Origin of the sequence: Micromonospora sp. DT233, assembly GCF_049841815.1 — a bacterium.
Lineage (GTDB): Bacteria > Actinomycetota > Actinomycetes > Mycobacteriales > Micromonosporaceae > Micromonospora.
In genome coordinates, this window is the sequence record NZ_JBNCLB010000003.1 from 581201 (window position 1) to 606827 (window position 25627).

Annotated in this window: 29 protein-coding genes; 15 read left to right on the top strand and 14 right to left on the bottom strand. The window is 74.3% G+C overall.

The genetic code is table 11. The features are described from left to right. Positions 1–89 precede the first annotated feature (89 nt). Entirely contained in the window at positions 90–1271 is a 1182-nt protein-coding gene (locus ACLQ2V_RS10710) for an acetoin utilization protein AcuC (RefSeq protein ID WP_425718224.1), read from the top strand. A gap of 127 nt (positions 1272–1398) precedes the next feature. Beyond that, on the top strand, positions 1399–3957 hold the full coding sequence (locus tag ACLQ2V_RS10715) for a GNAT family N-acetyltransferase (RefSeq protein WP_425718225.1): 2559 nt from the start codon (positions 1399–1401) through the stop codon (positions 3955–3957). Positions 3958–4047: 90 nt separating this feature from the next. On the opposite strand, the gene sigB is transcribed toward ACLQ2V_RS10715, so the two are convergent. Then, complete coding sequence (gene sigB / locus ACLQ2V_RS10720; RefSeq protein WP_425718343.1) at positions 4048–5055, bottom strand: RNA polymerase sigma factor SigB; 1008 nt, start codon at positions 5053–5055, stop codon at positions 4048–4050. A gap of 247 nt (positions 5056–5302) precedes the next feature. Here sigB and ACLQ2V_RS10725 point away from each other — a divergent pair, with 247 nt between their 5' ends. After that, entirely contained in the window at positions 5303–6091 is a 789-nt protein-coding gene (locus tag ACLQ2V_RS10725) for a sporulation protein (RefSeq protein ID WP_425718226.1), read from the top strand. A gap of 72 nt (positions 6092–6163) precedes the next feature. Here the strand turns inward: ACLQ2V_RS10725 and dtd are convergent, their stop codons facing one another. The 3 genes from dtd to ACLQ2V_RS10740 all read right to left on the bottom strand — a co-directional run bounded on the left by dtd (position 6164) and on the right by ACLQ2V_RS10740 (position 8827). Then, positions 6164–6586, bottom strand: a complete 423-nt coding sequence (gene dtd / locus ACLQ2V_RS10730) for a D-aminoacyl-tRNA deacylase (RefSeq protein ID WP_425718227.1) — start codon at positions 6584–6586, stop codon at positions 6164–6166. Beyond that, on the bottom strand, positions 6586–8070 hold the full coding sequence (locus ACLQ2V_RS10735; RefSeq protein WP_425718228.1) for a DUF7059 domain-containing protein: 1485 nt from the start codon (positions 8068–8070) through the stop codon (positions 6586–6588). Before ACLQ2V_RS10735 ends, dtd begins: the two co-directional genes overlap by 1 nt. Positions 8071–8137: 67 nt before the next feature. Beyond that, positions 8138–8827, bottom strand: a complete 690-nt coding sequence (locus ACLQ2V_RS10740) for a GNAT family N-acetyltransferase (RefSeq protein ID WP_425718229.1) — start codon at positions 8825–8827, stop codon at positions 8138–8140. Here ACLQ2V_RS10740 and ACLQ2V_RS10745 point away from each other — a divergent pair. Further along, positions 8817–9401 (top strand): HhH-GPD-type base excision DNA repair protein, encoded by a 585-nt coding sequence (locus ACLQ2V_RS10745; RefSeq protein ID WP_425718230.1) that lies wholly within the window; start codon positions 8817–8819, stop codon positions 9399–9401. The genes ACLQ2V_RS10740 and ACLQ2V_RS10745 overlap by 11 nt on opposite strands. Before the next feature lie 82 nt (positions 9402–9483). On the opposite strand, the gene ACLQ2V_RS10750 is transcribed toward ACLQ2V_RS10745, so the two are convergent. Together ACLQ2V_RS10750 and ACLQ2V_RS10755 are read right to left on the bottom strand one after the other, a co-directional pair. Then, complete coding sequence (locus ACLQ2V_RS10750; RefSeq protein ID WP_425718231.1) at positions 9484–9798, bottom strand: hypothetical protein; 315 nt, start codon at positions 9796–9798, stop codon at positions 9484–9486. Between the two features lie 12 nt (positions 9799–9810). Beyond that, positions 9811–10098 carry a hypothetical protein gene (locus tag ACLQ2V_RS10755; protein WP_425718232.1) on the bottom strand — a complete coding sequence of 96 codons (288 nt, stop codon included), beginning with the start codon at positions 10096–10098 and terminating at the stop codon, positions 9811–9813. Between the two features lie 105 nt (positions 10099–10203). Here ACLQ2V_RS10755 and ACLQ2V_RS10760 point away from each other — a divergent pair, with 105 nt between their 5' ends. After that, positions 10204–10560 (top strand): DUF3099 domain-containing protein, encoded by a 357-nt coding sequence (locus ACLQ2V_RS10760; protein WP_425718233.1) that lies wholly within the window; start codon positions 10204–10206, stop codon positions 10558–10560. A gap of 20 nt (positions 10561–10580) precedes the next feature. Here the strand turns inward: ACLQ2V_RS10760 and ACLQ2V_RS10765 are convergent, their stop codons facing one another. Then, a complete protein-coding gene (locus ACLQ2V_RS10765; RefSeq protein WP_425718234.1) occupies positions 10581–11480 on the bottom strand; it encodes a carbohydrate kinase family protein in 900 nt (299 codons plus the stop codon). Beyond that, positions 11477–12409 (bottom strand): pseudouridine-5'-phosphate glycosidase, encoded by a 933-nt coding sequence (locus ACLQ2V_RS10770; RefSeq protein ID WP_425718235.1) that lies wholly within the window; start codon positions 12407–12409, stop codon positions 11477–11479. Before ACLQ2V_RS10770 ends, ACLQ2V_RS10765 begins: the two co-directional genes overlap by 4 nt. A gap of 88 nt (positions 12410–12497) precedes the next feature. Between ACLQ2V_RS10770 and ACLQ2V_RS10775 the strand changes: the two genes are divergently transcribed. The 3 genes from ACLQ2V_RS10775 to ACLQ2V_RS10785 all read left to right on the top strand — a co-directional run bounded on the left by ACLQ2V_RS10775 (position 12498) and on the right by ACLQ2V_RS10785 (position 15438). Then, positions 12498–12716 (top strand): DUF3039 domain-containing protein, encoded by a 219-nt coding sequence (locus tag ACLQ2V_RS10775; RefSeq protein WP_425718236.1) that lies wholly within the window; start codon positions 12498–12500, stop codon positions 12714–12716. A 40-nt stretch (positions 12717–12756) separates the two neighbouring features. Beyond that, the gene (locus ACLQ2V_RS10780; RefSeq protein WP_425718237.1) at positions 12757–13494 is read left to right on the top strand and encodes a trimeric intracellular cation channel family protein; all 738 of its coding nucleotides are present in this window, start codon (positions 12757–12759) and stop codon (positions 13492–13494) included. A 210-nt stretch (positions 13495–13704) separates the two neighbouring features. After that, a complete protein-coding gene (locus tag ACLQ2V_RS10785) occupies positions 13705–15438 on the top strand; it encodes a DEAD/DEAH box helicase (RefSeq protein WP_425718238.1) in 1734 nt (577 codons plus the stop codon). A gap of 112 nt (positions 15439–15550) precedes the next feature. Here the strand turns inward: ACLQ2V_RS10785 and ACLQ2V_RS10790 are convergent, their stop codons facing one another. Beyond that, entirely contained in the window at positions 15551–15784 is a 234-nt protein-coding gene (locus ACLQ2V_RS10790; RefSeq protein ID WP_036374862.1) for a DUF7455 domain-containing protein, read from the bottom strand. A 244-nt stretch (positions 15785–16028) separates the two neighbouring features. Beyond that, positions 16029–17630: an RNA polymerase sigma factor gene (locus ACLQ2V_RS10795; RefSeq protein ID WP_425718239.1), complete on the bottom strand. Its 1602-nt coding sequence runs from the start codon at positions 17628–17630 to the stop codon at positions 16029–16031. Between the two features lie 285 nt (positions 17631–17915). Here ACLQ2V_RS10795 and ACLQ2V_RS10800 point away from each other — a divergent pair, with 285 nt between their 5' ends. Continuing rightward, a complete protein-coding gene (locus ACLQ2V_RS10800; protein ID WP_425718240.1) occupies positions 17916–18755 on the top strand; it encodes an inositol monophosphatase family protein in 840 nt (279 codons plus the stop codon). A gap of 41 nt (positions 18756–18796) precedes the next feature. Here the strand turns inward: ACLQ2V_RS10800 and ACLQ2V_RS10805 are convergent, their stop codons facing one another. Then, positions 18797–19306: a LytR C-terminal domain-containing protein gene (locus ACLQ2V_RS10805; RefSeq protein WP_425718241.1), complete on the bottom strand. Its 510-nt coding sequence runs from the start codon at positions 19304–19306 to the stop codon at positions 18797–18799. 435 nt (positions 19307–19741) lie between these two features. Between ACLQ2V_RS10805 and ACLQ2V_RS10810 the strand changes: the two genes are divergently transcribed. Then, positions 19742–20038, top strand: a complete 297-nt coding sequence (locus tag ACLQ2V_RS10810) for a DUF4193 domain-containing protein (protein ID WP_007075406.1) — start codon at positions 19742–19744, stop codon at positions 20036–20038. Between the two features lie 182 nt (positions 20039–20220). Beyond that, complete coding sequence (locus ACLQ2V_RS10815; RefSeq protein ID WP_425718242.1) at positions 20221–21069, top strand: hypothetical protein; 849 nt, start codon at positions 20221–20223, stop codon at positions 21067–21069. Between the two features lie 16 nt (positions 21070–21085). Here the strand turns inward: ACLQ2V_RS10815 and ACLQ2V_RS10820 are convergent, their stop codons facing one another. After that, positions 21086–21586, bottom strand: a complete 501-nt coding sequence (locus ACLQ2V_RS10820) for a DUF3093 domain-containing protein (protein WP_425718243.1) — start codon at positions 21584–21586, stop codon at positions 21086–21088. A gap of 84 nt (positions 21587–21670) precedes the next feature. On the opposite strand from ACLQ2V_RS10820, the gene dut reads away from it, so the two are divergent. The 4 genes from dut to ACLQ2V_RS10840 all read left to right on the top strand — a co-directional run bounded on the left by dut (position 21671) and on the right by ACLQ2V_RS10840 (position 24137). Next, positions 21671–22177 (top strand): dUTP diphosphatase, encoded by a 507-nt coding sequence (gene dut / locus ACLQ2V_RS10825; RefSeq protein WP_425718244.1) that lies wholly within the window; start codon positions 21671–21673, stop codon positions 22175–22177. A 25-nt stretch (positions 22178–22202) separates the two neighbouring features. Continuing rightward, complete coding sequence (locus ACLQ2V_RS10830; RefSeq protein ID WP_425718245.1) at positions 22203–22856, top strand: DUF3710 domain-containing protein; 654 nt, start codon at positions 22203–22205, stop codon at positions 22854–22856. A 179-nt stretch (positions 22857–23035) separates the two neighbouring features. Continuing rightward, positions 23036–23419, top strand: a complete 384-nt coding sequence (locus ACLQ2V_RS10835) for an OB-fold nucleic acid binding domain-containing protein (protein ID WP_425718246.1) — start codon at positions 23036–23038, stop codon at positions 23417–23419. Positions 23420–23450: 31 nt separating this feature from the next. Further along, positions 23451–24137, top strand: a complete 687-nt coding sequence (locus tag ACLQ2V_RS10840; RefSeq protein ID WP_425718247.1) for a DUF3159 domain-containing protein — start codon at positions 23451–23453, stop codon at positions 24135–24137. Between the two features lie 79 nt (positions 24138–24216). Here ACLQ2V_RS10840 and ACLQ2V_RS10845 read toward each other — a convergent pair whose 3' ends face one another. Both ACLQ2V_RS10845 and ACLQ2V_RS10850 read right to left on the bottom strand, forming a co-directional pair. Next, positions 24217–24906, bottom strand: coding sequence for a potassium channel family protein (locus ACLQ2V_RS10845; protein WP_425718248.1), 690 nt, complete (start codon positions 24904–24906; stop codon positions 24217–24219). A gap of 2 nt (positions 24907–24908) precedes the next feature. After that, positions 24909–25571: a potassium channel family protein gene (locus ACLQ2V_RS10850; RefSeq protein WP_425718249.1), complete on the bottom strand. Its 663-nt coding sequence runs from the start codon at positions 25569–25571 to the stop codon at positions 24909–24911. Between the last annotated feature and the right edge of the window lie 56 nt (positions 25572–25627).

Here is a 25627-nt window from a genome sequence, read left to right on the forward strand (position 1 = left end):
AGGCGGTGCCCAGCGGCGCTCAGCGGTGCCGGGCGATGGCGGCAGTGCGGGCGGTGGGCGGTCGGTGGCGCTCGTGCGACGATGAGCCCATGTCCGAGGAGACGGTGGTGGTGTGGGACGAGGCCCTGCTCGCCTACGACATGGGGGAGCATCCACTCGACCCGGTCCGGGTCGAGTTGACCGTCGCGCTCGCCCGCGAACTGGGCGTCCTCGACCGCCCCGGGGTGCGCCTGGTCAAGCCGCAGCCGGCCGACGACGCCCTGCTCACCCGGGTGCACGACCCCCGCTACCTGGCCGCCGTGCGGGCCGCCCCGCACGACCCGCTCTTCGCCGGCTTCGGCCTGGGCACCTCGGACAATCCGGTCTTCGACGGGATGCACGAGGCCAGCGCGCTGATCACCGGCGCGACCGTGGCCGCCGCCGAGGCGGTCTGGCGGGGCGAGGCCCGGCGCGCGGTCAACGTGGCCGGCGGGCTGCACCACGCGATGCCGGGCCGGGCCTCGGGCTTCTGCGTCTATAACGACCCCGCCGTGGCCATCGCCCGGCTGCTCGACCTGGGCGCGCAGCGGATCGCGTACGTCGACGTGGACGTGCACCACGGCGACGGCGTGCAGCAGGCCTTCTACGACGACCCCCGGGTGCTCACGGTCAGCCTGCACGAGACCCCGCTGGCGCTCTTTCCCGGCACCGGGTTCCCCGACGAGACCGGCGGCCCCGGCGCGGTGGGCAGCGCGGTCAACGTCCCGCTGCCGCCGGGCGTCGACGACGCGGGCTGGCAGCGGGCCTTCCACGCCGTCGTGCCGTCGGTGCTGCGCGCGTTCCGGCCGCAACTGCTCGTCACCCAGTGCGGCGCGGACGGGCACCGCCTCGACCCCCTCGCCGACCTGCGGCTCTCCGTCGACGGGCAGCGCGCCACCTATCTCGCCCTGCGGGCGCTGGCCGACGAGCTCTGCGAGGGGCGCTGGGTGGCCACCGGCGGCGGCGGGTACGCCCTGGTGGAGGTGGTGCCCCGGGCGTGGACGCACCTGCTGGCGGTGGCCACCGGCGCGGCGATCGACCCGGCGACGCCGACCCCGCCGGGCTGGCGGCGGCTCGCCGCCGCGCGCCGCCCCGGCCGGGAGGTGCCGCTGCGGATGACCGACGACGTCGACCCGACGTACCGGCCCTGGGAGCCGACCGGCGAGCCGACCGCCATCGACCGGGCCATCGCGGCGGCCCGCAAGGCGGTCTTCCCGCTCTTCGGGCTCGACCCGCACGACCCGCGCGACTGAACGGCAAGACCCGCGCGACTGAACGGCAAGACCCGCGCGACTGAACGGCAAGACCCGCGCGACTGAACGGCAAGACCCGCGCGGCCGGGACGCGACCGGGCCGCGCGGCCAGGAGGGGAGCGAGGCGGTGAGCACTGTCGACCAGCCGGTGGACGTGCTGCTCAGCGACGGCACGACCGTCGCGCTGCGGCCGATCCGCCCCGAGGACGCGCCGCAGATCGTGGCGATGCACTCCCGCTTCTCCGAGCGCACCCGCTACCTGCGCTACTTCTCGCCGTACCCGCGCATTCCCGAGCGGGACCTGCGCCGGTTCGTGGTGGTCGACCACCGCGACCGGGAGGCCTTCGTGGTGCTGGCCGCCGGCCGGATCGTCGCGGTCGGCCGGTACGAGCGGCTCGGCCCCGAGGCCCCGGAGGCCGAGGTGGCGTTCGTGGTGGAGGACGCCTACCAGGGGCGGGGGATCGGCTCGGTGCTGCTGGAGCATCTGGCCGACGCCGCCCGGCGGGTCGGGATCGTGCACTTCGTCGCCGAGGTGCTCCCGGCCAACGGGGCGATGCTGCGGGTCTTCGCCGACTTCGGCTACCAGGTCCAGCGCCAGTACGCCGACGGCGTGGTGCACCTGAGCTTCCCGATCGCCCCCACCGAGGCGACGTTGGCGGTGCAGCGCGGCCGGGAGCACCGCACCGAGGCCCGTTCCATCGCCCGGCTGCTGGCCCCCCGGGGCGTCGCCGTCTACGGGGCCAGCGCCACCGGGCAGGGCGTCGGCGCCGCCGTCCTCGGGCACCTGCGCGACGGCGGCTTCACCGGCGCGGTCGTGCCGGTGCACCCGAGCGCGGCGACGGTGGCGGGGCTGCCCGCGTACCCGTCGGCCGTCGCCGCCGACGCCGCGATCGACTTGGCGGTGGTCGCGGTGGCCCCGGAGGCGGTCGCCGAGGTGGTGGCCGACGCGGCGGCGGCCGGGGCGCACGGCCTGGTGGTGATCTCCGCGGGCTTCGCCGAGGCGGGCGCGGCGGGCGCGGCGGCCCAGCGGGCCCTGGTCCGCGCCGCGCACGCCGCCGGCATGCGGGTGGTCGGCCCGAACTGCCTCGGCGTGGCCAACACCGACGAGCGGGTACGCCTCAACGCCACCCTCGCCCCGGTGCTGCCCGCCCCCGGCCGGGTCGGGATCTTCAGCCAGTCCGGGGCGTTCGGGGTGGCGCTGCTGGCCGAGGCGCACCGGCGCGGCCTGGGCCTGTCCAGCTTCGTCTCGGCCGGCAACCGCACCGACGTCTCCGGCAACGACCTGCTGCAGTACTGGCAGGACGACCCCGGCACCGACGTGATCATGTTGTACCTGGAGACCTTCGGCAACCCGCGCAAGTTCGCCCGGCTGGCCCGGCGCATCGGCCGGGACAAGCCGGTGGTGGCGCTGGCCGCACCGGCCCGGCCACCCGGCCTGGGCACCGACGCCCCCGGCCCCGACGCGGCCGGCGTCAGCGCCCTCTTCGCCCGGTCCGGGGTGATCCGGGTGGAGACCGTCGCCGAGCTGCTCGACGTCGGCGTGCTGCTGGCCGGTCAGCCGCTGCCGGCCGGCCGGCGGGTCGGCGTGGTGGGCAACTCCTCGGCGCTGACCGGGCTGGCCGCCACCGCCTGCGCCGCCCAGGGGCTGACCGTGGCCGCCGGGTACCCGCGCGACGTCGGCCCCGCCGCCGGGGCGGCCGAGTTCGCCGCCGCCTGCGCCGAGACCGCCGCCGACGACCGGGTGGACGCCCTGGTCGCGGTCTTCGCCCCGCCGCTGCCCGGCCAGCTCACCGACGCCGGGGCGGACTTCGCGGCCGCCCTCTCCGGCGCGCTCGACGCCGGCAAGCCGGTGGTGACCACGTTCCTCGCCGCCAGCAGCCCCGCCGGGGTGGCGGCGTACCCGAGCGTGGAGGAGGCGGTGCGGGCGCTGGGCCGGGTCGCCGCGTACGCCGACTGGCTGCGCCGCCCGGCCGGCACGCTGCCCGAACTGCCCCGGATCGACCCGGCCGCCGCGCAGGCCGCGCTGCGCGCCGACGGGGCGGACCCGGAGGGGCTGCTCGGCGCGTACGGCATCGAGGTGCTGCCCTCGGTGTCGGCGGGCTCGGCCGACGAGGCGGTCGCCGCCGCCGGGGCGCTCGGCTACCCGGTGGCGTTGAAGGCCGCCGCGCCGGGGCTGCGGCACCGCCTCGACCTCGGCGCGGTCCGCCTCGACCTGGCCGACGCCCCGGCGGTTCGTCGGTCGTACGCGGAGATGGCGCCGGCCTTCGGCGCGGACGTGCTGGTGCAGGCGATGGTCCCGCCCGGGGTGCCCTGCGTGGTGGAGCTGGTGGAGGACCCGGCGTTCGGGCCGGTGGTCGGCTTCGGGCTGGGCGGCGTCGCCACCGAGCTGCTCGGCGACCGGGCCTGGCGGGCGGTGCCGCTGACCGACCTCGACGCCGCCGAGCTGGTCGACGAGCCTCGGGCCGCACCACTGCTACGCGGGCACCGGGGGGCCGCCCCGGTGGACCGGGCGGCCCTGGCCGAGCTGCTGCTGCGGGTGGGGCGGCTCGCCGACGAGCAGCCCCGGGTGCGCTCGCTCACCCTCAACCCGGTGCTGGCCCGCCCGGACGGGGTGTCGGTGCTGCACGCCGCCGTCGGCACCGGCGCGGCCGACGCCCGCCCCGACACCGGCCCGCGCCGGCTCTGAGGCGTCGGCCGGGCCGCGCCGGCTGTCACCCCACGAACGCCCGAGGGGCCCCGGCGAACCGCCGGGGCCCCTCGGGTGAGGCGCGCCCGCTCAGCAGGCGTACGCCTCCAGGCGCTGCGCCCGCTCCGGGTCGCGCAGCTTGAGCAGGGTGACCTTCTCGATCTGCCGGATCCGCTCCCGGGACAGCCCGAACTCCCGGCCCACCTCGTCGAGGGTGCGCTGGCGGCCGTCGTCGAGGCCGAAGCGGAGCCGGATCACCGCCTGCTCCCGCTGGGAGAGGGTGGCCAGCACGATCCGCACCTCGTTGCGCAGCTCGCCGTTGCTGGCGGCCTCGCCCGGCTCGGCGGCCGGGTCGACGGCGGCGACGAAGTCGCCCAGGGCGCTGTCACCGTCCTCGCCGACGGCCTGGTCCAGGCTGACCGGCTCCCGGTCGTACGAGATCAGCTCGATGATCTGGAACTCGGGGACCTCCATGGCCCGGGCGACCTCGGCGACGGTGGGCTCCCGGCCCAGCGTGGCGGACAGCTCGCGGCGGGCCCGGACCATCCGGTTGACCTGCTCGACCATGTGCACCGGGATGCGGATGGTGCGGGCCTGGTCGGCCATGGCCCGGGTGATGGCCTGCCGGATCCACCAGGTGGCGTACGTGGAGAACTTGAAGCCCTTGGTGTAGTCGAACTTCTCGACCGCCCGGATCAGGCCCAGGTTGCCCTCCTGGATCAGGTCCAGGAACGCCATCCCCCGGCCGGTGTAGCGCTTGGCGATGCTGACGACCAGGCGCAGGTTCGCCTCGAGCAGGTGGTCCTTGGCGGCGCGGCCCTCGGCGACGACGAGCGACAGGTCGGCCCGCAGCTCGGCGGAGACCGGCGTGCAGGTCGCCAGCTTCTCCTCGGCGAAGAGCCCGGCCTCGATCCGACGGGAGAGCTCCACCTCCTGCGCGGCGGTGAGCAGCTTGGTGCGCCCGATGCCGTTGAGGTAGGCGCGGACCAGATCCGTGGAGACGCCGCGCTCGTCGGTGGCGTCGAGGTCGGTCAGGGTGTCGGTGCCGAGCTCGGCGTCGCTCGTGAGGGCCGAGCCGCCGATCTGATTCTCGATCATCTGCAGGACCATCTCTGTCTCTCCCCGTGTCCACGTCGGTGCCGCGTCTCCGGCCCAGTGGCGCCGGTGACACATACTCTGGCAACCGGGACGTGAAACGGGAGTGAGGCGATCGGGGAACCGACAGTGCAGAGGGGTCGTCGCCCTGTCGGCTTGCCGACCCCGGCTACCGTGCCAGACGGTCGGCCACCGGGCCGGCCACCTGGTCGGCCGCCCGCGGCCGACCCCGGACAGGGTGGAGGGTCTCGTGGTCTTCAAGCGGCTCATGCAGGCGATGGGCGTGGGCGGTCCGTCGGTGCAGACGGTCCTGGCGAACCCGAACTGCCGCCCCGGCGGGCAGTTGGAGGGCATCGTCCACCTGGCCGGCGGCGAGCACCCGGTGGACGTCGACTACGTGGCGCTCGGCCTGGTCACCCGGGTCGAGGTGGAGAGCGGCGACAACGACTACGAGACCACCCAGGAGTTCCACCGCCGCCAGGTGACCGGGGCGTTCCACCTGGCCCCGGGGCAGCGCTACGACGTGCCGTTCCGCTTCGACGTGCCGTGGGAGACCCCGCTGACCGAGCTGTACGGCCAGCACCTGCACGGCATGACGATGGGGCTGCGTACCGAGCTGGAGGTGGCCCGCGCGGTCGACAAGGGCGACCTGGACGCGGTGGCGGTGCACCCGCTGCCGGCCCAGGAGGCCCTGCTGAACGCGCTGCTGCGGCTGGGCTTCCGGTTCGCCCGCGCCGACAACGAGCGCGGACACATCTACGGGGTGCGGCAGGCCCTGCCGTTCTACCAGGAGATCGAGTTCTACCCGGCGCCCCAGTACGCGCGGGCGATCAACCAGCTCGAGGTCACCTTCGTCACCGACCCGCAGCAGGTGCAGGTGGTGCTGGAGATCGACAAGCGGGGCGGCGTCTTCACCGAGGGCCGCGACGCGTTCGGCCGCTTCAGCGTCCCGCACGCCACCGCGCAGCAGACCGACTGGGCGGCCCAGCTCGACGGCTGGCTGCGCCAGTCCGTGCAGCGCCGGGGCCTGTTCTTCTGACCGTCGGGGGTGCCGGGGCCGGCGACGACGGCACCCGGCCCGGCACCCTGGCGGCCTTCCGTCGCCGCCCGCTCAGAGTTCGAGCAGCACGGTGCGGGGACCGACGTTGACGCTCTCCACCAGCATGTGGGCGCGGAAGCGGCCCGTGCCCACCGTCGCGCCCCGGTCGCGCAGGGCCGCCACGACCGCCGTCACCAGCGGCTCCGCGACCTCGGCCGGGGCCGCCGCCGTCCAGCTCGGGCGGCGGCCCTTGCGGGCGTCGCCGTAGAGGGTGAACTGGCTGACCACCAGCAGCGGCGCCCCGGTGTCGGCGGCGCTGCGCTCGTCGTCGAGGATGCGCAGCTCGTGGAGCTTGCGGGCCATGGCCTGCGCGACCTGCGGGGTGTCGGCGTGGGTGATGCCGAGCAGCACCAGCAGCCCGTCGGTGATCGCCCCGACGACCTCTCCGTCGACCGTCACGGCGGCCCGGCCGACGGTCTGCACCACCGCCCGCATCAGCCGGTGACCGGCTCGATGACGCCCCGCTCCACCAGGTGCGCCACGATCGGGCCGGCCGCCTCGGCCAACTCCTCCGGTGCCACGTCGTGCGCGGCGGCGATCAACGCGAGCTGGTCGCGCAGCGCCAGCCGGCCGTCGGCGCCGCCGACCAGGGCCAGCACCAGCGGGTCGACCTCCTCGGCCCAGCGCAGCCCGTGCGGCACGGCCAGGACCTGCCGGTCCACGGCCCACCCCTCGTCGCCCATGGTGGCTTCCTGCCGAAGCTGGAGCCCCTCGGCGGCCCGGTAGCGCTCGGCGAGCAGCCCGTCGGTGTCGCGTACCCGCAGCCAGTCCTGGCGGTCGAACCAGGCGCCGACGTGGTCGCCCAGCGGCGGCTGGACCCGCTGGCGCAGGTCCTCGACCCGGACCACCGGGTCGGCGTGCCCGGCGCGGCGCAGCGAGACGATGCCGAAGCCGACCGCCTCGATCCGGTGGGCGTCGAACCAGTCCAGCCAGGCGGCCATCCGGTGCGGGTCGGCGGCCTCACCCACGTCGGTCAGCCACAGGTTGACGTACGCCATCGGGTCGGCGACCTCGCGCTGGATCACCCAGGCGTCCAGGCCGGTGCCGGCGAACCATCCCTCCACCCGCTCGCCCCAGTCCTCCCCGGCGACGTGCACCCAGTTCGCCAGGTACTGCATGGTGCCGCCCTCGGTGAGCAGGCCCGGCGCGGCGGCGGCCAGCTCGGCGCCGATCGCGTCGCCGACCCGGCCCGAGTCCCGGTAGACGTGGGTGGTGGTGCCGGGGCCGACCACGAACGGCGGGTTGCTGACCACCAGGTCGAAGCGCCGGCCGGCGACCGGGGCGACCAGGTCGCCGCTGAGCAGCTCCCAGTCCTGGCCGTTGAGCGCGGCGGTGGTGGCGGCGAAGCGCAGCGCCCGCGCGGAGAGGTCGGTGGCGGTGACCCGGCGGGCGTGGGTCGACAGGTGCAGCGCCTGCACCCCGGAGCCGGTGCCCAGGTCCAGCGCGGTCTCGACCGGCCGGCGGACGGTCGCGCCGATGAGGGTCTGGGTGGCCCCGCCGATGCCGAGCACGTGCTCGGCGTGCAGCGGTCGGCCCGGCCGGGAGCTGACCGGCAGGTCCGCCAGGACCCACCAGTCGTCGCCGTACGGCTCCAGGTCGATCCCGGCGCGCAGGCCGTCGCCGTGCCGCTCGACCAGCCCACCGGCCAGCGCCTCGGCCACGCTCAACGGGGCGAGCGCGGCGGCCACCGCCGCCTCCGACTCGGTCTGGTCGCAGATGAACACCCGGATCAGCGTGCCGAGCGGGTCCCGGTCCTCGGTGGCGCGCAGCGCCGCCCGGAAGTCGTTGCGGGCCACCCCGCCGGTGGCCTGCGAGCCGAGCCGGTCGGCGATGCCGTTCGAGGTGTACGCGGCGCGGGACAGCGCCGTCCGGAGTGCCTCGACGCCGGCGGGGGAGAGCAGCATGTCGTGTTCGTCCACGTCGCCCATCCTGCCTGCCGCCGCGAGCGCGATCGCGAGCACCCGGCTTTTCCGCGCCGCTTCCGGGTCAGGGGCGCGGGTCGTCGTGAACTGGCTCGGCGTTGCCCGGCCAGTTCACTGTGAAGATCCAGTCGAGGCCGTCCTCGCCGTCCGTGTCCAGATGAGGGGCGCGCCGCAGGCCGGCGTGTGCGGCGACCTGCAGGGACGCCGCGTTGTCGGGGCGCACTCTCGCGATGACCGGATGCTCGGGCAGGTGGGCGGTCGCCCAGTCGACGACGGCGGTGGCGGCTTCGGTGGCTATGCCGTTGCCCCAGGCCAGTGGGTCAAGGCGGTAGAAGAGGTTCAGGACGGCGCGGTCGTGCAGCCGCATCAGCTTGATGCCGCAGAACCCCAGCGGCTGCTGGTTGCGCAATTGGCCGTGGACGGTCCAGTAGCCGAAGCCGTGCTGGTTCCAGTGCCCGTCCCAGCGCCGGTAGCGCTCCTCAGCTTCCGCCCGGGTGGACAGCGCGTCCGCGGGATTGTGGGCGTGTGCCCTCGGGTCGCTGTGGATTCGATGAATGGCGTCGATGTCGGCGTAAGTCGGGCGACGCAGCGACAGTCGAGGAGTCCCCAGTTCTTCGTTGTCGACCGGGGCGGCGTGATCCATGTCTGGATCTTCTCCTTGCGGTGGCGTCGCGTCGAGGAAACGGCTGTCGCTGCGTGTCTCTCGGCCATCCGCCACGGGCGGCAGGTTCCGGTGAGGGAGCATGGCCGTCATGACGCTCTCCCTGCCGATCGATCCTGCGGCGAACGAACTTCTCCACCGCAACGCGCTGGCGCTGCTGCTCGGCATGGTCCTCGACCAGCAGGTTCCCATGGAGAAGGCGTTCGCCTCGCCGTACGTGCTGGCGCAGCGGCTCGGGCACGAGCCGGACGCCCGCGAGCTGGCCGAACACGACCCGGACGAGTTGGTCGCGATCTTCGCCCGGCCACCGGCCCTGCACCGCTTCCCGAAGGCGATGGCCGCCCGGGTGCAGGAGGTGTGCCGGGTGCTGGTGCAGCGCTACGACGGCGACGCCGCCCGGCTCTGGGCGGATGCCGCCGACGGCCCGCAACTGCTGGGGCGCATCGCCGACCTGCCCGGGTTCGGCCGGCAGAAGGCGCAGATCTTCCTCGCCCTGCTCGGCAAGCGCTTCGGCGTCACCCCGGCGGGCTGGCGCGAGGCGGCCGGCGGGTACGGCGAGCCCGGTGCCTACCGCTCGGTTGCCGACGTCACCGACCCGGAATCGCTGCGCCGGGTCCGGGAGTACAAGCAGCGGATGAAGGCGGAGGCGAAGGCGGCAAAGGGCTGACCCGGGGCGGCACCGGCTCAGCCGGGCGGCACCGGTTACCGGCTCAGCCGGGGATGCGGGCTCAGGCGCGGGCGATGCGGGCTCAGGCGGCGGTGGGACGGGAGAGCGCGGCCAGGGCGCGCCGGACGTCGGCCAGTGAGACCGTCGCCGAGTCGTCCAGGTCGGCCAGGCCGGCCTCGATCCACTGCCGCATCAGGGTGGTCACCCCGATGCCGCGCGCGTCGGCGGCCGACCGTACCCGCTCGTACGTCTCCAGCGGCAGCCGCACCGAACGGCTGACCATCGGCACGTCGGCGTCGGGGGTGGGCAGCTCCACCGGGTGACCGGAGTCGATCAGCTCGGCGAACCGGTCGTCGTCGCCGCCGTGGAACTGCTTGATCGCGTCGTTACGGTTCATCGGCACGCCTCCTCATCGGCGAAATCCTGCGACGGCCTCGTCGTAGCGCTTGGCCTCGACGTCGCTCAGCTCCCGGGCGGAGAGGACGTCCCAGTCGTTGTCGGCGCCGTCGGCCTCGGCGAGCAGCACCGCCAGCCGCCGGCCGTGCCGGGCCGCGGCGTAGACCACCATCACGTCGTCGCCGAGGTGCCGGATGACGCGGCGCGGACTGTGCAGGGCCTCCCAGACCTCGCCGGGGGTGACCCCGTAGACGCGCAGATTGGCCAGCGCCTCGTCGGTGAAGCTGAACCGGCTGCCCACGTGACGGAGCGTACCACGCGCGTAACACGGCCGCCTATGAGTCGATTTTCGCTGATCAGCGGCCCGGAGTGACAGGATGGGACCGATCCCTCTTGGAGGTACGAGGTGAAGCGTCAGGCGTACCAACCGATTTTGATCACCGACGCGGCCCGCAGCCAGGGCGACCAGCTCAACAGCCGACAGCGGCGTTACGTCGTGATGATGGGCGTCCGGATGGCCTGTGTCGTCGCCGGGGCGATCCTGGTCGGCGTGCAGGCGCCGCTGCTCTGGCTCTGGCTGCCGCTCTGCGGCCTGGGCATGGTGCTCATCCCGTGGCTGGCGGTGCTGCTGGCCAACGACCGCCCGCCGAAGGAAGAACACCGGCTGGCCAACCGTTTCCGCCCCACCCAGCGCGACGAGACCCCACCCATGACCCTGACGGCCGAGGCGCACCCCCACAAGGTCATCGACGTCGACCCCTGACCCGCCCCGGCCGCCGGTGGTCAGGGGGTGGGGCGGGCTCCTACCGAGGAGACGGCCTGGGCACCCAGGTCGCCGGCGTGGGACAGGGCGGAGCGGGGGTCGGAGTTGGAGAGCCAGGCCGACAGCAGGCCGGCGGCGAAGGCGTCGCCGGCTCCGGTGACGTCCGCCACGGCCACTCGGCGCGACGGGCTGACGGTCACCGTCGCCGACCGGTCCGCCCAGACCGCCCCGGCCGCGCCCCGCTTGACCACCACCCGCCGGGCCGTCGCCGACAGCGCCCGCGCCTGCGCCGCCGGGTCCAGCCCGCCGGCCAGCACGGCCGCCTCGTCGGAGTTGACCAGGAGCAGGTCGACGTCGCGTACCCAGCTCAGGAAGGTCGCCGCGCCGACGCGCCGCAGCGGCGCCGCGGAGGCCGCGTCGACGCTGACGGTGAGCCCGCGCTCGCGGGCGGCGGCCAGCGCGCGCAGCCCGGCCTCCCGCGACTCGGCGTCGAGCAGGGTGTACGCGGACAGGTGCAGGTGCCGCGCGTCGGCCGCCTCGGCCACGGCCTGCGCCACGTGCGCGGCGCTCAACCGCAGGTTCGCCCCCCGCTGGGTGATCATCGTGCGTTCACCGTCGCCGGTGAGCACGATGACGGTGCCGGTGGCGGTCCCGGGCTGCCGGTCGACCGCGCAGTCGACGCCGGCCCGCTCCAGCTCGGCGACCCGGTCGCGCCCCGCGTCGTCGTCGCCGACCGCGCCGACCATGGTGACCGGGACGCCCTGGGCGGCCAGCCAGGCGGCGGTGTTGGCCGCCTGGCCGCCGCCGCTGACCCGGATGGTGGCCGGGGTGTCCGAGCCGGTGGCGAGGGGCCCGGCGAGCACCGCCACGACGTCGGTGATCAGGTCGCCGACCACCACGATCCGGGCCGCTGCGGTCATGCGGCGGAGGCGGTGCGGTTCGCCGCCGCCACCGCGATCCGGGCGGCGAGGTCGGCGTTGCGCAGGATGATCCGCACGTTCACCGCGAGGCTGGCCCCGGCGGTGGCGGAGTGGAAGTGCGCCAGCAGGTACGGGGTGACGGCCTTGCCGGAGATCCCGTCACGGCCCAGCCGGGACAGCCCCTCGGTCAGCGTCCGGTCGTGCAGCGCCGGGTCGAGCTGCTCGTCGACCGGCAGCGGGTTGGCCACGATCAGCCCGCCGTCGTGCGCGCCGTGGGCGGCCCGCGCGGCCAGCACGTCGGCGACCTGCTCGGGGGAGTCGACCGACCAGTCCAGCTCGAAGCCGGAGTCGGTGAGGTAGAAGCCGGGGAAGCGCCGGGTGCGGTAGCCGACCACGGCGACCCCGAGGGTCTCCATCCGCTCCAGGGTGGCCCCGACGTCGAGGATCGACTTGACCCCGGCGCAGACCACCGCGATCGGGGTCCGGGCCAGGGTCACCAGGTCGGCGGACTCGTCGAAGGTCGTCGCGGCCTCCCGGTGCACCCCGCCCAGCCCGCCGGTGGCGAAGACCCCGATGCCGGCGGCGGCGGCCACCGCGCTGGTGGCGGCGACCGTGGTGGCACCGTCCGCCCCGACCGCGGCGGCCACCGCGAGGTCGCGCGCCGAGAGCTTGCTCACGCCGTCGACGGTGGCGAGCCGGGTCAGCTCCGCGTCGTCGAGCCCGACCACCAGCCGGCCGCCGACCATGCCGATGGTGGCCGGGACGGCCCCGGCGTCGCGTACGGTCTGCTCGATCTCGCGGGCCACCCGCAGGTTGTCCGGCCGGGGCAGGCCGTGGGAGACGATGGTGCTCTCCAGGGCGACGACGGGACGACCAGCACGCAGGGCGGCGGCCACCTCGGCACCGAGGGAAATGCGGAAGCTGTTCACGTACGGGACGATACGGGTCGTCGACCGGGTGGCCTGCGGTGGACCCGACCGGAGCGACCTGCCAGACTGGAAGGCCGGAGGTGGAGAAGTGAGCACTGAGGTCCTCGAGCGCCCCGAGGTCAAGGACGCCGACACCGGTCCCGAGATGTTCCACTACGTCCGCAAGGACAAGATCGCCGAGAGTGCCGTGATGGGCACCTTCGTGATCGCGCTCTGCGGCGAGAAGTTCCCGGTGACCAAGGCGGCCAAGCCCGGCTCGCCGGTCTGCCCCAAGTGCAAGGAGATCTTCGACTCCTGGGGCGAGTGAGTACGGGCGGTCCGACCGGCCGCCCGCGTAACCTTCGCCGGTGACCACCTCCACCGCCCTGCTGATCGCCGACCTGACCGGCGTGGCGGTCTTCGCCGCCTCCGGGGCCTCCGCAGCGGTGGCCAAACGGCTCGACCTCTTCGGCGTCGCCTTCGTCGGTTTCGTCGCCGCGCTCGGCGGCGGGATCTTCCGCGACCTGGCCATCGGCGAGGCGCCCCCGCTGGCCTTCGCCGACTGGCGCTACGTCGCCGCCGCCGGTCTCTGCGCCGCCGCCGTCTTCTGGCTGCACCCCCAGCTCGCCCGGCTGCGTACCACCGTGCTGGTGCTGGACGCTGCCGGCCTCGCCCTGTTCACCGTGGCCGGGACGCTCAAGGCGCTCGACGCCCAGGTGCCGGCGGTCGGCGCCTGCCTCATCGGGATGCTCACCGCCATCGGCGGCGGACTCGCTCGGGACCTGCTCACCGGGGAGATCCCCGTGGTGCTGCGCCGGGAGATCTACGCGGTGGCCGCGCTCCTCGGATCCATCGGGGTGGCGGTCCTCGACGCGATCGACCACGCCGACGCGGTCGGGCTGACCGCCGTCGCCGTCGGGGTCTTCGCGCTGCGCCTGGTGTCGCTGCGTCGGCGCTGGTCCGCCCCGGTGGCCACCATGCCCCCGCCCGGCACCGGCACCCCCGGCCCCGGGACGGCGCGCGACGCGGCGGCGCACGGCTGCGCGCCGGTGAACGGCGGGAACGCGGGTGACCCCCCCGCCTTCCTACCCAGGGTGAGCGGGTGAAGGTCCTCCGTGACGGCTCCGGCGGGGTGGCGGCGTGACGGAGGTGGCGTCGCGCCACTGAGCGTGGCGTCGCCTGGGCCGGCCGGCCCGGGCTGGTTATGCTGATCCGGCCTTCGCGGTGACCGACGCGCGAGGGCCTTTTCATGGGCGGCGGAACGCGTGGCCCTCAGCCGGGGTCCGCCGTCGTGCGGTCGGAGAGGAGCCTGACGCGTGGCAGCCCGGACGCCGGTGCTCGATACGTTCCCGTCACTGCGTGCCTGGCAGCGCAAGGCGCTGGTGGAGTACCTGCGGCGACGCACCGATGACTTCACCGCGGTCGCCACCCCGGGGGCCGGCAAGACCACCTTCGCCCTGCGGATCGCCGCCGAACTGCTGGCCGACGGCACCGTCGAGGCGGTCACCGTGGTCGCCCCCACCGAGCACCTGAAGACCCAGTGGTCCGAGGCCGCGGCTCGGGTCGGCATCCAGCTCGACGCGGCGTTCCGCAACGCCGACCTGCACTCCTCGGCCGACTTCCACGGGGCCGTGATCACGTACGCCCAGGTCGGGATGGCGCCCCAGGTGCACCGGCGGCGCACCATGACCCGGCGCACCCTGGTCATCCTCGACGAGATCCACCACGCCGGCGACTCCCGGACCTGGGGCGACGGGGTGAAAGCGGCGTTCGAGCCGGCCGTACGCCGGTTGATGCTCACCGGCACCCCGTTCCGCTCCGACGACAACCCGATCCCGTTCGTCGGCTACGAGCGGGGCGGCGACGGGCTGCTGCGTTCCCGCGCCGACTCCGTGTACGGCTACGCCGACGCGCTGCGCGACGGCGTGGTCCGGCCGGTGCTCTTCCTGGCCTACTCGGGGGAGACCCGATGGCGGACGAACGCCGGCGAGGAGCTGGCGGCCCGGCTGGGCGAGCCGATGACCCAGGACCTCGTCGCCCAGGCCTGGCGTACCGCGCTCGACCCGGCCGGCGACTGGATGCCGCAGGTGCTGCGGGCCGCCGACGCCCGGCTGACCGTGCTGCGCAACGCCGGGATGGCCGACGCCGGCGGGTTGATCATCGCCAGTGACCAGCAGGCCGCCCGCTCGTACGCGAAGCTGATCGAGCAGGTGACCGGCGAGAAGGCCACCGTGGTCCTCTCCGACGACCAGGGCGCCTCCGCCCGGATCGCGACGTTCGCGGAGTCCGAGCAGCGTTGGCTGGTCGCGGTCCGGATGGTCTCCGAGGGCGTCGACATCCCCCGCCTGGCGGTCGGGGTCTACGCCACCAGCGCCAGCACCCCGCTCTACTTCGCCCAGGCCATCGGCCGCTTCGTCCGGGCCCGCCGCCCCGGGGAGACGGCGTCGGTCTTCCTGCCCAGCGTGCCGCACCTGCTCGGGCTGGCCAGCGAGATGGAGGCCGAGCGGGACCACGTGCTCGGCAAGCCGAAGGACCGCGAGGGCTTCGACGACGACCTGTTGGAGCGCGCCCAGCGCGACGACCAGGCCAGCGGTGAGCTGGAGAAGCGCTTCGCGGCGCTGTCGGCCACCGCCGAACTGGACCAGGTGATCTTCGACGGCGCCTCCTTCGGCACCGCCGCCCAGGCCGGCACGCCGGAGGAGGAGGAGTACCTCGGGCTGCCGGGGCTGCTCACCGCCGACCAGGTCTCCCTGCTGCTCACCAAGCGGCAGGCCGATCAGTTGGCGGCCCAGCGCCGGCGCGTCGCCGAGCGGGCCGGTGAGCCGGCCCGTACGGCCACGGCGGCGCCCCCGCCACCGATGAGCGCCGCCCAGCGGCGGGTGGCGCTGCGGCGGCAACTGAACGCCCTGGTGGCCGCCCGGCACCACCGCACCGGGCTGCCGCACGGAAAGATCCACGCCGAGCTGCGCCGCCTCTGTGGGGGCCCGCCGAGCGCCCAGGCCACCATCGAGCAGCTAGAGGAACGCATCGCCACCGTCCAGACCCTCTGAGGCGGCCGGGGGCCACGTCGTACCTGTCTCCCGCCCGATGGAACGCCGAAAAAGCCGGCCGGAAGAGCCCATTCGGGCAATTCCGGCCGGCTATGTCGGTTCGGGTCGGGGTTCAGTTCGCCATCAGATCGGCACCACGCCAGCTGAACTCCGGGTCGGTCGCGTACCGCACGGTGATCTTCACGAGATCCTCCGCGTACTTGTTCGCATGGTGTCCGCAGAACACCAGCTCACTCCCGCCCGCCAGAGTGATACGGAGCTTGCCGGCAGCGTTGCAGCGGTCGCACCGTTCATCGGCGGCTGGGGGAGCCACCGTCTCGGGCGGCGGCGTGAGGGTCGGGGTCATCGCCTTCCTCCTCTGGTCGTCACCGATGAACAATCTCTTCGGTCGTTGCTCACCTATCGTGCAACACCCAGCTCGGGCGTTGCCTTCCCTGTGTGCCCGCGGGGGACCGAGGTCACACCTGGAAGCAACAGTGTGCCGTGCACCAAGGGTGCCACGTCAACGATCACAATCGTGCAACCGGTCGATCGGTAACGGATGTTGTACGTCTGGTGATCAAACCGACACGGTTGGTTGACGAAACCGCCTAGTCCAGGTAGTCCCGGAGGACCTGCGAACGGGACGGGTGGCGCAGCTTCGACATCGTCTTGGACTCGATCTGCCGAATCCGCTCCCGGGTCACCCCGTAGACCTGGCCGATCTCGTCGAGCGTGCGCGGCTGGCCGTCGGTCAGGCCGAAGCGGAGCCGGACGACGCCCGCCTCGCGCTCGGAGAGCGTCTGCAGCACCTGCTGGAGCTGGTCCTGCAGCAGCGAGAAGGAGACGGCGTCGACCGCGACCACGGCCTCCGAGTCCTCGATGAAGTCGCCGAGCTGGCTGTCGCCCTCGTCGCCGATGGTCTGGTCGAGCGAGATGGGCTCCCGAGCGTACTGCTGGATCTCCAGCACCTTCTCGGGTGTGATGTCCATCTCCTTGGCCAGCTCCTCCGGGGTGGGCTCGCGGCCCAGGTCCTGGAGCAGCTCGCGCTGGATGCGACCGAGCTTGTTGATGACCTCGACCATGTGCACCGGGATGCGGATGGTGCGGGCCTGGTCGGCCATGGCCCGGGTGATGGCCTGCCGGATCCACCAGGTGGCGTACGTGGAGAACTTGTAGCCCTTGGTGTAGTCGAACTTCTCGACCGCCCGGATCAGGCCCAGGTTGCCCTCCTGGATCAGGTCCAGGAACGCCATCCCCCGGCCCGTGTACCGCTTCGCCAGCGACACCACCAGGCGGAGGTTGGCCTCCAGCAGGTGGTTCTTCGCCCGCTCGCCGTCGCGGGAGATCCAGCCCAGGTCGCGGAACATCTCGCGGGTGAGCTTCTGCCCGCTCTCCTCGGCGGCGCGCATCTGCTCGGCGGCGTAGAGGCCGGCCTCGATCCGCTTGGCGAGCTCGACCTCCTGCTCCGCGTTGAGCAGGGGCACCTTGCCGATCTGCTTGAGGTAGGCCCGGACGGAGTCGGCGGAGGCGGTGAGCTCCGCGTCGCGACGCGCCTGCTTGAGCGCCTCGGACTCCTCGTCGTCCCACTCGAAGTCGTTGTCGGTGGCCGAACTCGCGGCGTCGGCCGCGGCGGCCTGGGCCAGCTCGGCCGGCTCCTCCACCACCACGTCCTCGATCGCGGCGGCGAGCTCCTCCGGGTCGATGTCGCCCTCGGCGCCCTCGCCCTTGGCCTTGCCGCCGGCCTTGGCGGGCTTGCCGGGCGCCGCGGCGACCGTCGCCTTCGCCGCGCGGGTGGCCTTCGCGGCCTTCGCCGGCACGGCGGCCTTGGCCACCGTCTCGGCCGTGGCCTTGCGCGCGGCGGCCTTGCGGGGCGCGGGGGCCGGCGCCTCGTCGGCCGCGGCGGCCTGCTTCGGCGCCGGCGCGGCGGCCTTCTTGGTGGTCTTGGCGGTGGTGGCCCGGGAGGCCGGCGTGGTGGAGCGGGCGGCGGCGACCCGGCGGCGTGGGCCGACCGAGCCGTCCACGACCACGGTCACTCCCGCTTCCGCGAGCGCACGCAGGACCTTCTTGGCCTGGGCCTGAGTCACCTCGGCGGACTCGACGGTGCGCGCGACCTGGGCCGACGTGAGCTGACCACCCGCGCTCTGGGCATGGGCGATCAGGGTGTCGGTGAGCGAGCGAACGTCGGCGCCGGGCTGGCGGGGTTCTGTCACGAATGACCTTCCAGGCGAAGAGCGAGCACGGCCGGGTTGTCCGACGCAGCGCGGGGCACAATGCCGGACGATGTGGTTGAGGGACCCTCGTGTCCCGGACCGGCCTGTCGTTGGCGGTCCGTGGCTCGTGGGTAGGGGTGAATTGTAACGCCGTCCGCCGCGATCATCCTGCGCCGCACGGCGTACCGGCGATTGGGACCGCCGATTCGACGCAGATGTGGACTTTGTAAGGATGATACTCGCGTGCGACCCGGACGGGCCCGGTCGTGCGGGAAGGGGACAGCCATGGACCGCTCGGTACCGCCACCGGGGGAACTGCTGGAGATCGCCGTCGATGTCGCCCGGGACGCCGCGGCGACCGCGCACCGGATGCGGGCCGAGGGGGTGTCGGTGGCCGCGACCAAGTCCACCGTCACCGACGTGGTGACGGCCGCGGACCGGGCCGTCGAGCGCCAGGTGGTCGACGCGCTGCGCCGGCTCCGGCCGCACGACGCGGTCCTCGGCGAGGAGTACGGCGAGGGCGACGCCGCCCCGGCCGACGGGGCCCGGGTGCGCTGGATCGTCGACCCGATCGACGGCACGGTCAACTACCTCTACGGGCTGCCGTACTGCGCGGTGTCGCTCGCCGCCGAGGTCGACGGCGCGGTGGTCGCGGGCGTGGTGCGCAACGTGGCGACCGGCGAGCAGTGGACGGCGACCGCCGGCGGCGGCGCGTACCGGATCGGTGGGGCCTACCGCGTCGACGAGCGGCTGCGCTGCTCGGACGAGACCGACCTGGGGCAGGCGTTGGTCGCCACCGGGTTCGGCTACGACGCGGGGCGCCGGTCCCACCAGGCCCGGGTGCTCGCGGAGCTGATCGCCCACGTGCGGGACATCCGCCGGCAGGGGGCCGCCGCGCTGGACCTCTGCCTGGCCGCCGAGGGCCGGGTCGACGCCTACTACGAGAAGGGGCTGGCCGCCTGGGACCAGGCGGCCGGGGCGCTGGTCGCCACCGAGGCCGGGCTGCGCGTCGGCGGGCTGGGTGGCCTGCCGGCGGGGCCCGACCTGGTGATCGCCGCGCCGCCGGCGTTGTTCGCGCCGCTGCACGACCGGCTGGCCGACCTGGACGCCTCCGGCGGCCCGTGACCCCGAGCCCGGGGCGGCGGCCGCGCGCCCGGGGCGGCCGCTCAGCCGGCGGACGGGCAGGAGCCGGGCGGCGCGACGGGGGCCCCCAGGTCGCCGAGGGACTGGTTGACCTCGGTGGTCGTGGCGAGTTGGGCGAAGGAGCCGCCCAGCACCACGTCGACGACGTCGTCCTTGCGCTTCGGGTCGTACCCGTCCTTGGCGTTGTTGAGGAAGTACGCGCGCAGCAGGTGCGCGGAGCCGACGCCCTTCGGGCCGTACCGCAGGATGGCCACGTCGTCGACCTGCTTGCCGGCGTTGCCCTCCTTCTTCACCTGGAACTTGCGGTTGCGGAAGTCGTCGGCCACCTTGCTGGCCAGGCCCGGCTCGTCGGTGGCGTTGTAGACGTTGATTTTGACGTCCTTGGTTTCGCGCAGGGTCACGTCCGCCAACGGGGCGCCCTCCGGGCAGCCGCCGACGATTCCCGCCTCGCCCTGGGTGTCGCGGACCAGGGCGACGACCATGACGACCAGGGCGAGGACCGCCAGCAGACCGACGACAACGAGTGCTCGCACTCGCGCAAAACTCATCTGGGCGCTCCCCGGACGTGGGTGGTGGCGGCGGCGGTCGGCGGCCAGGCCGCCCCGCCGGCCGCCGAGTACGCCGCTGAGGTTAACGGTTGTCCGGCGGTCGCGTGGAAACAGTCCGACATGCCGGCGCGTTAACTGGGAAGCGGGTACTACTACCCCTATCTTCGTGTCGCCTGAGTCACATTGAAGGAAGATTTGGCGGCTGGGGTGCACATCTGAGCCGCGAGGGCGGTATACATGCCTCGCCAGAGGGGGGTAAGGTACCGCGCCCGCTGGGGTGCTTCCCCTGGCGTCGCCCCCCGACCGGCCGTCGGGTCAGGTGATCGACACGAAAAATTGGTGGCCGGCCAGCGGAACCGAGACAGCGTCGTCCGGCGTTACAACCGGAAGCGACCATATCGATATTGGAGAGTGAAACCGATGGCCACCGACTACGACGCCCCGCGTCGCGACGAGGTCGACCTCGGCGAGGACAGCCTGGAAGAGCTCAAGGCCCGACGCGTCGACTCACAGTCGGGCGCCGTGGACGTCGACGAGGCCGAGGTCGCCGAGAGCTTCGAGTTGCCCGGCGCCGACCTTGCCGACGAGGAGCTCACGGTCAAGGTGCTGCCGATGCAGCAGGACGAGTTCCGCTGTGCCCGCTGCTTCCTGGTCCACCACCGCAGCCAACTGGCGGTCGAGCGCAACGGCGAGCTGATCTGCCGCGAGTGCGTCTGACCCTTATCCGAGAAATCGGCGGCGGCCTCCGCGACGAGGCCGCCGCTGCTGGCACCGACCCGTCGCCCACCTGCGTGGGCGGCGGTGCTCCGTCGCCCCACGGTGCTGCCGTGCGCCGATGGCCCGGACCTGTTTGACTCGTCACGACAGTTCCACGCCGACGAACCGGGGAGGGCCGACGCATGGGCGAGCGCAGCGACGACGACACGGGCGGGCCCCCGGTCACCGGCGGCCCCACCACGCCCGCCTCCTCCCGCCGGGACGGGGCGGAGGAGGGCCCGGCCGAGCTCGGCGCCACCGTGGCCGCGCTGACCGCCGACGACATCGAGCCTGCCCGCCGGCGGCAACTGCTGACCCGGCTGGTCGGCCAGGTCCGGGTTCGCGGGCTCGCCGACCTGTTCAAGCCGAAGGTCGCCGTCCGCTGGATGACCGACGCCGTCGCCGAGGTCGCCCCGCACGTGCCCGTCCGCGACCTGGCCACCCTGCGCCGGCACTTCCCCGACCTGGACGACGAGGCGCTGGCGGACCGGCTGGTCCGCAACGCCGCCCGGGCGACCGCCGGCATCGGCGCGGCCGGCGGCGGGATCGCGGCCGTCGAGTGGGCGGTCGCGCCGGCCCTGCTCTCCGCGCCGGTGCTGCTGGCCGCCGAGACGGTCGCCGTGGTGGCCGTGGAGCTGAAGCTGATCGGTGAGCTGCACGAGGTGTACGGCACGCCGCTGCCCACCGGGGGCACCCAACGGGCGGTCGCGGCGGTGCAGTCCTGGGCCAGCCAGCGGGGGATCAACCCGATGATGCCCGGGGTGGGCGTCGGCGCGGTGCTCGGCACGGCGGCCCGCAAGGAGCTGCGGGACACCCTGCTCAAGCGGTTCGGCCGCAACCTGACCACGCTCGGGCCGTTCCTGACCGGGGCGGCGGTGGCCAGCTACCTCAACCGGCGGGCCACCCGCTCGCTGGCCGGCCAGCTCCGCACCGACCTGCGCCGCCAGCGGCGCGCACTTCCCGGCGGCGACTCGCGCCCCGCCCTGCCCTGACCCGTCGGCGGGCGGATCAGCTACGGGGTGCGGCGTCGCGGGCGGCGAGGAGCGCGGCGGCGAGGCGTACCGGGTGGCGGGTGCTGACCACCCAGAACGGGGTGGGGTCGGCGGGGTCGTCGAGCACCACCTGCACCGCACCGGAGACCCACGGGCGCTGGACCACGAAGGCCAGCGGGTCGGCCCCGACGCCCAGCACCTCCCGCCGGCCCGCCGCGTCCAGCGCGACGGCGTCGGCCACGAACCGCACCGGCAGCCGGGCGTCGTCGACCCGCAGCTCCCCGTCGGCCACCGCGACCCGGATCCGCCCCAGCCACCACAGACCGGCCAGCGTCGCCGGCGGCAGCACCACGAACGGCAGCCACGCGCGCGTCCCCTGGGCGCCCGACCAGAGCTCCACGGCGAGGAGCCCGCTGAGGGCCAGCGCGGCCAGCCAGAGCCACCACGGCAGGGCGAGCCGCTCCGTGTAGGCGGTGCTCACGGCGGCGTCGGGTGGAGAGGACGGCGTTCGGCTCACTCCTCGAAGGGTACGGCGCACGACGGGCGGCCGACCGGGCAGGATGTCAGGGTCACCCCGCGAACCGGACGGAAGAGGAAGACCGTGACCGAAGACGTGCCCGTGCCCGTACGGCGGCTCGACCCGGGGTTACCGCTGCCGGCGTACGCCCATCCCGGCGACGCCGGGGCCGACCTGCTGGCCGCCGCGGACGTGGAGCTGCCCCCCGGCGGGCGGGCCCTGGTCCCCACCGGCGTGGCGGTCGCCCTGCCGCCGGGGTACGTCGGGCTGGTGCACCCGCGCTCCGGCCTGGCGGCCAGGCTCGGCGTGACGGTGCTCAACGCGCCCGGTACGGTCGACGCCGGCTACCGGGGTGAGATTTTCGTCAACCTGATCAATCATGATCGGGAGGCGTCGGCGAAGATCTGCCGTGGCGATCGGATCGCGCAGCTCGTTGTTCAGCGGGTGGCGCGGGCCGATTTCCAGCCGGTGACCGAGCTGCCGCCGTCCCGGCGGGGCGTCGGCGGGCACGGCTCGACCGGCGGTCACGCCGGGCTCGTCCCGCCGTCGGCGGAACGGGCCGGCGGGCAGCCGGAAGAGGTGGCAGGGTGAGTGCGAACAGCGGAGGGTGGGCGCAGTGATCTTCTCCCGAAAGCGGGCCAGCGGCGGTCGGCAGGGCCGTGACGAGCGGGCCGCCGAGGTCCTGGCCGAGCGGGCCGCCGAGGAGTCGGCGCCGGCCCGTGGCCCGTACGACGTCTCCGAGGCCCCCGACGGGGTGCAGCGGCTCGACCTCGGCAGCCTCCAGATCCCCGCGGTGGCCGACGTCGAGGTGCGCGTGCAGGCCGACCCGCAGGGCGTGATCCAGCAGGTCGTCCTGGTGCACGGGGAGAGCGCCCTGCAACTCGGCGTCTTCGCCGCGCCCCGCTCCGAGGGCATCTGGGACGAGGTGCGCGAGGAGATCCGCCAGTCCCTGTTCAAGGACGGCGCGGCGGCGCAGGAGGCGCAGGGGGAGTACGGCCCCGAGCTGCACGCCCGGGTACGCACCCCGGACGGCCTCACCGACCTGCGGTTCGTCGGCGTCGACGGTCCGCGCTGGATGGTCCGCGCCGTCTTCCAGGGCGCCGCCGCCACCGACCCGGCCGTCGCCGGCCCGCTGCGCGAGTGCCTGGACGGGCTGGTCGTGGACCGGGGCCAGGAAGCGAAGCCGGTGCGGGAGCCGCTGCCGCTGCGGCTGCCCCGCGAGGTCACCGAGTCCGCCGAAGAAGGCGTCGCGGGCCCGGTCGAGGCCTGATCTGACCCCCCACCCGCGTCCGTGCCCCGTGCGGGCCGCCGGCGCAGAGCCGGCGGTCCGCCTCGGACGGTCGCGTCGCCGCTGCCCGGCGTACGCTGGCGGGACGCGCCCGGCACCCGTGCCGGGCGGCACCGTGCCGGCGCTGCCGGCCAGCCCCGGGAGAGGGTGACGCGGAGGTCATGACGACCGACGAGGGCGGCAGGGCCTCGCTACGGCGGCTCCTGCACCGGTTCACCGCGAGCGAGGCCGAGATCGAGGCGCAGGAGTTGCGTCGGGAGAGCGCCGAGTCCGGTGGCGTGCCCGCCCGGCAGTGCGCGCGGGGTCAGCTGGTCTCGGTGACCGGGCGGCTGCGCACCGTTGTCTATACTCCTCGGACGAACCTTCCCACGCTGGAGGCCGACCTGTACGACGGCAGCGACGTGGTGACGCTGGTCTGGCTCGGCCGGCGGCACATCGCCGGCATCGAGCCGGGGCGGCACCTGACGGCCCGTGGGCGGGTGGCGATCCGGGACGACCGCAAGGTCCTCTACAACCCGTACTACGAGCTGGAGTCCCCGAAGTGACGACGCGGGCGCCATGGACGGGAGAGACGCGATGACCACCGGAGCGCACCGGACGACCGAGCCGGGGACCGGCCCGGAGGACTCCGAGCGGCTGCCGAGCCTCGCCGAGCAGATGGCCGACCAGCTCGGCGGCTGGCGCGGGCTGGTCGAGTCCAGCATCCCGGTGGTCGTCTTCGTGATCGCCAACATCATCGGGGATTTGCGGCCGGCGGTCGTCGCCTCGGTGTCGGTGGCCCTGCTCATCGCCGGGCTGCGGCTGGCCCAGCGCCGGCCGGTGCGGCACGCGGTCAACGGGCTCTTCGGCGTCGGCGTCGGCGCGGCGATCGCCTGGCGCACCGGCGACGAGCGCGACTTCTACCTGCCGGGCATTCTCTACGGCATCGGGTACGGGCTGGCGCTGCTGCTCTCGGCGGCGATCCGGCAGCCCCTGGTGGGCTGGATCTGGTCGGTCCTGGTGGCGAAGGGCCGCTCCGAGTGGCGCGACGACCCGCGCCTGGTGCGCACCTTCACCCAGCTCACCGTCCTCTGGGGCGTGGTGTGGCTGGCCAAGGTCGGCGTGCAGGCCGGGCTCTACCTCGCCCACCAGGACACGGCGCTGGGCATCGCCCGGCTGGCCCTGGGCTACCCGCCGTACGCGCTGCTGCTGCTGATCACGGTCTGGACGGTGCGCCGGGTGACCCGGGAGCCGGCCGGCCCGCCGCCACTGCCCGGGGCCTGAGCCACCGGCCCGGTGCCGGCCGAGCCGCCCCGGGCGGTGCCGTGGCCGACCGCCGAGCGGCCCCGGGCGGTGGGCCCGCTCAGCCGGCGCCCCGGGTCCGCTCCACGCTGTCGGGGCCCAGGACCACCGCGCGGACGGCGTCCTCCGCCTCGGCGGTGCAGACGAAGATCAGCTCGTCGCCGGCCTCGACCGGGTCGTCCGGGGTGGGCACCAGCACCCGCTTGCCGCGCAGGATCGCCACCAGGGCGGCGTCCCGGGGGATCGGCACCGCGTGGATCGGCTGCCCCACGTACGGGGCGGTCGGCGGCAGGGTGATCTCCACCAGGTTCGCCTCGCCCTGGCGGAACGTCATCAGCCGCACCAGGTCGCCGACGGTGACGGCCTCCTCGACCAGGGCGGCCATCACCCGGGGCTTGCTCACCGAGACGTCGACGCCCCACTGCTCGGTGAAGAGCCACTCGTTCTCGGCCCGGTTGACCCGGGCCACCACCCGGGGCACCGCGAACTCGGTCTTCGCCAGCAGCGAGACCACCAGGTTGACCTTGTCGTCCCCGGTCGCGGCGACCACCACGTCGCAGCCGGCGAGGTCGGCCTCCTCGAGGCTGGCCAACTCGCACGCGTCGGCCAGCACCCAGTCGGCGGCGGGCACCCGCTCCGGCCGCAGCATCCGGGGCTGACGCTCGATCAGCATCACCTGGTGGCCGTTGTCGATCAACTCCTGGGCGATCGAACGACCCACGTTGCCGGCGCCGGCGATGGCGATCCGCATGGTCAGGCTCCTTCCGGCGGGCTGCCCGCCGCCGACGCGACCGAGGCCACGATGTCGTCGGTGACCAGCATGAAGACCTGGTCGCCCTCCTGCACGGTGGTGGACCTGGTGGGGAGCATGCCGATGCCGAAGCGGGACAGGTACCCGACCCGCGCGCCGGACGCCTCCTCCAGCGAGCGCAGCGGCCGGCCGATCCAGTCCTTGTGCACCGGCACCTCGACGATCGAGATGGTGCTCGTCGGGTCCCGGAAGATCTCGACGTTGCCCTCGGGGATCAGGTGGCGCAGCATCCGCTCGGCCGTCCACCGGACGGTGGCGACGGTGGGGATGCCCAGCCGCTCGTAGACCTGGGCCCGGCGCTGGTCGTAGATCCGGGCGGCCACCCGGGAGACGCCGAAGGTCTCGCGGGCCAACCGGGCGGAGATGATGTTGGAGTTGTCGCCGCTGGAGACCGCCGCGAAGGCGTCCGCCCGCTCGATGCCCGCCTCCCGCAGCACCTCGCCGTCGAAGCCCGCCCCGGTGACCGTCACGCCGGCGAAGTCCGGGCTGAGCCGGCGGAACGCGTCGGCGTCCTGGTCGATCACGGCCACCGAGTGGCCGCGCGACTCCAGGCTCTGGGCCAGGGTCGACCCGACCCGGCCGCAACCCATGATCACGACATGCACGGTGTCCCTCCCAAGGTGCGTGCCCGCCGGCCCCGCCGGTGACCTGTCGACTGCGA